The sequence below is a fragment of the Caldanaerobacter subterraneus genome (assembly GCF_004345675.1).
GTDB classification, from domain to species: Bacteria; Bacillota; Thermoanaerobacteria; order Thermoanaerobacterales; family Thermoanaerobacteraceae; genus Thermoanaerobacter; species Thermoanaerobacter subterraneus.
Genome location: NZ_SLWU01000061.1, coordinates 1 through 3,318, shown reverse-complemented (window position 1 = coordinate 3,318; position 3,318 = coordinate 1). Strand labels below are relative to the sequence as shown.

Annotated in this window: 6 protein-coding genes; all 6 read left to right on the top strand. The window is 36.9% G+C overall.

Going from position 1 to position 3,318, the window contains the following annotated elements; translation table 11 throughout:
- Positions 1-122 precede the first annotated feature (122 nt).
- The gene (locus EV203_RS14000) at positions 123-275 is read left to right on the top strand and encodes a hypothetical protein (protein ID WP_243700718.1); all 153 of its coding nucleotides are present in this window, start codon (positions 123-125) and stop codon (positions 273-275) included.
- 384 nt (positions 276-659) lie between these two features.
- Complete coding sequence (locus EV203_RS13150; protein WP_132040902.1) at positions 660-947, top strand: hypothetical protein; 288 nt, start codon at positions 660-662, stop codon at positions 945-947.
- A 23-nt stretch (positions 948-970) separates the two neighbouring features.
- Complete coding sequence (locus EV203_RS13145; RefSeq protein WP_132040901.1) at positions 971-1,300, top strand: hypothetical protein; 330 nt, start codon at positions 971-973, stop codon at positions 1,298-1,300.
- Positions 1,293-1,982 carry a DUF6710 family protein gene (locus EV203_RS13140; protein ID WP_207910906.1) on the top strand — a complete coding sequence of 230 codons (690 nt, stop codon included), beginning with the start codon at positions 1,293-1,295 and terminating at the stop codon, positions 1,980-1,982. Before EV203_RS13145 ends, EV203_RS13140 begins: the two co-directional genes overlap by 8 nt.
- A 276-nt stretch (positions 1,983-2,258) precedes the next feature.
- On the top strand, positions 2,259-2,627 hold the full coding sequence (locus EV203_RS13135; protein ID WP_132040900.1) for a hypothetical protein: 369 nt from the start codon (positions 2,259-2,261) through the stop codon (positions 2,625-2,627).
- A partial coding sequence (gene mobP3 / locus EV203_RS13130) for a MobP3 family relaxase (RefSeq protein ID WP_243700717.1) occupies positions 2,624-3,318 on the top strand: 695 nt, incomplete at its 3' end. The genes EV203_RS13135 and mobP3, both read left to right, overlap by 4 nt.

Genomic DNA, 3,318 nt, shown 5'->3' with positions numbered 1-3,318 from the left:
GAGAGAAATAAAGTACATCATACGAGTATGCGAAAATAAAGATGAGAAAGTTATTAAAATCATAGATGATGACAAAGGAGGAGCAAAAATATGATTAAAATAACTCTTCCTAAAAAAAAGGCATGAAGGAAAAAGTTTATGAAATATGGGATGAATTGAAACTGACCGGCCACATGTTCATAGAGCAGAAGGATAAAAACTATATTGTCACACTGGAGCCTGAAAAAGAAATTTCTCTAGAGCTTCTTAGAAAAAACTGTCGAAAGAAAGCATAATTGAAAAAGTTACATCTACTCACACTGGCAAAGCAGATGAAGACATGTTTACAGAGTTAAACCCAGAAGAAATGGACGCTTAGAGATTGTTTTTTATGAATTTGTATTACAACTACTTTAAAATAGTGTTTACACCTTCTAAGCCTTATACTATCTAACCTAAAAGGCTTTATTTTTATACTTTGTATTACACTTCTGATTAAACATATGTTTACATCACCAAATCCTTTAAACAACTGCTTTTACAAAGGCTTATTTTCAATTTTGTATTACATTTTTAAGCAGTTGAAAATCAGAGCTGTAATACAAATTCACAATTTACCTCCTCTCCCCTACTCTTCTAACTGCTTTTGAAGGTGTAAACATAAATGGGAGTGAAGCAAATTGAAAGTCTACAGTTTCCGCACAAATAAAGAAGATAAGGATATTGAGGATCTTCTTGAATCATTAAAGGAAGACAAAAGTCAATACATAAAAAATGCTCTGCGCTTCTACAGAGACTTTGGAGTTAAAATAGCAAAAATTGAAGCCATATTAGAAAAACTGGAACAGACAGGGATACAAGTACAAAAGCCATCACAGCCCCCAGAACCTGAACCGGTTGCTGAGAGTGAAACCTCTAATGATGAAAAAGTTCTCCTTGAAAGCCTAGAAGATATTTTGTCCCTTTAGGTAAACTTACTGGAGGTGTAAAGATGGAGAAGCTTTATTCTATTTTGGAACCTTATGACAGCTGGTGGAATGATGAAGGAGAAGAGAAGAATTTGGAGGCAAGAAAGGCTTTGCAGGATTTTTATAAGGAGTTAAAGAAATTAAGGCCTTCTAAAAAGTATGAGAAAAATATAGTTCACTTTTCATATGTTCCGCACCTTGTTAAAATAAAGAAAGCTCTTGACGAAAAAAGGTATATGAGAGCATGTAACGAGATAATTTCACTAATGCACTATGAACCTTTTCTGCAGGGAAGAATTTACTACAACGTCCTTAAGCTTTTAGAAAAGGAGGTGGTGGAAAATTTTGTTTAAATGGAAACGGAAGAAAAAGTGGTATAGAGATTTTGTAAATCCTGTCCATGAGTTTAGATATGCTATGGAATTCGTTGAAGAAACTCTTGAAGAAGAAAAGACAAAGGAAGACCAAATTTTAATACTGGATTTTATACTTAGCGTCATTAGAGAAGATTTAAAATATGATACGCTAACAAACATTTTCTACAGGGAAAAATGGTTTGATGAAGGATTAAGAATATCACTGCCTTTTCCTTACCATTACTACGATGAAAAGGGGAATATGCTCTCAATATACGAAGATAAAGCCGAGGTAAAAAAGGTTGATTTAGCCAAAGAGTGCGTTTTGGTTTTCCCATGGCACAGGGGAAGAATGAGAGATAACATTAAAAACATAGGTAGAAATGAGTTTCAATACGATAAGTTTAATCATAAAGCTTATTATTTTTCTCCTGTAAACATCTGTTTTGTATATAATGGGATGCACTCTATAACCGCAGGTATTGGTTTTAAAAAAGGATATATTGAAGCTGCTGAATATGATGTGACCAAGCTTTTTGAACATGTATATACGGATGGGTTATACTGGTACAACAGACACAATAACCAGAAGTTAGAAGATGATTTACTAGACTTCCGTATAGGAGTTATCTATGAAATTTCAAAAATAAAGCATCATATTGAGAAAGATGCTACCTAAAACCACCTTTGCAATGTGCAAGGGTGCTTTTCTATTTTTCAAAACCTGCTGAGCTATTATGCTTGTTTTTTATAATGCAGGATAAGGCGGTATGACCGCCGGTATGACACACGTCGGGCAGTGCCCGACGGATACGGAAATTGTAAGGTACGACAAATGGTACGACACTTAACATTTAAGTACGACATACGTCATACCCAAAACTAATATACCCTTATTTTTCAATACTTTTTTGGTCTGACAAAAGTATGACCTTTCAAGGGAGGTGGTGAATTAATGAAAAAAATCACTGTGAAAGTTTCAAACGAAATTTACAGCTTACTCTTGGACCTATCAGCTAGAAGGCAAGAAACAGTATCTTCTATAGTACGAAAGATACTTGAGAAAGGACTAACGCAGGAAGCAGCAGAAAGTGGCATAGACGCAGTCACCGAAGCCGTTCGCAAAGCCATGCGGGATGTACTAAGACCGACAGAGGACCGGCTGGCCAAGCTCATGGCTAAAGCAGCTGTTGCAGCAGCCACAGCAATGTACATGAATGTGCAAACTATAGCAGATTTAGGCAAACACAATGCTGTTGAAATTTACAATGAAGCAAGGGTTAAAGCAGCCGCTTATCTCAAAGAAAGAGATGATAATGAATGAGCTCTCCTTTTGTAATGAAGATAGCTTTTTATCCTCCAACAGCTAAAAACCAAGCAAGGAACAGTGCCCACGTTCAGTACATTGCAACAAGGCCGGGAGCAGACAGAGGAGAGCTCAGCATAGAAGATGAATTGGAGCCAGACACTCCTGAGTGGCACACAAAGTACATGCACGAAAGGCCTGGAAGCCACGGACTTTTCACTGCTGAGGAGGAAATGCCTGACTTGGGAGAAGTTCAAAAGGAGCTTAAAAACCACAATGGCATTGTCTGGAGAATGGTTTTATCTTTGAAAGAAGATGATGCTGTAAGATTGGGCTACACAACAAGAGAGTCATGGGAAAAAGTATTAAGAGCGACACTTCCTGAAGCTGCAGCAAAAATGGGTATTCCAGAATCAAACCTAAGATGGGCAGCTGCTTTTCATCAGACAAAAGGTCATCCTCATGTGCATGTAATACTATGGGAGAAAGAACCCAAGCGCACTAGAGGAGTGCTCTCACATGGCGAAAGAAAAGACATAAGAAAAATATTTATTCGTGAAATATACGCAAAAGAAAGGCTGGCACTTACAGCAGAAAAATCAGCAGTAAGGGACTTAATAAGAGATACAGCTAAAAGAGATATTTCAGAAGTGCTGAAGGAAGTCAAAAAAGCAAGAATAGAAATAAGAGCACTAAATGGAGAAAAGCC

Coding starts and splice junctions, on each gene's coding strand:
- EV203_RS14000 (WP_243700718.1), top strand. CDS start 123: ATGAAGGAAAAAGTTTATGAAATATGGGATGAATTGAAACTGACCGGC.
- EV203_RS13145 (WP_132040901.1), top strand. CDS start 971: ATGGAGAAGCTTTATTCTATTTTGGAACCTTATGACAGCTGGTGGAAT.
- EV203_RS13135 (WP_132040900.1), top strand. CDS start 2,259: ATGAAAAAAATCACTGTGAAAGTTTCAAACGAAATTTACAGCTTACTC.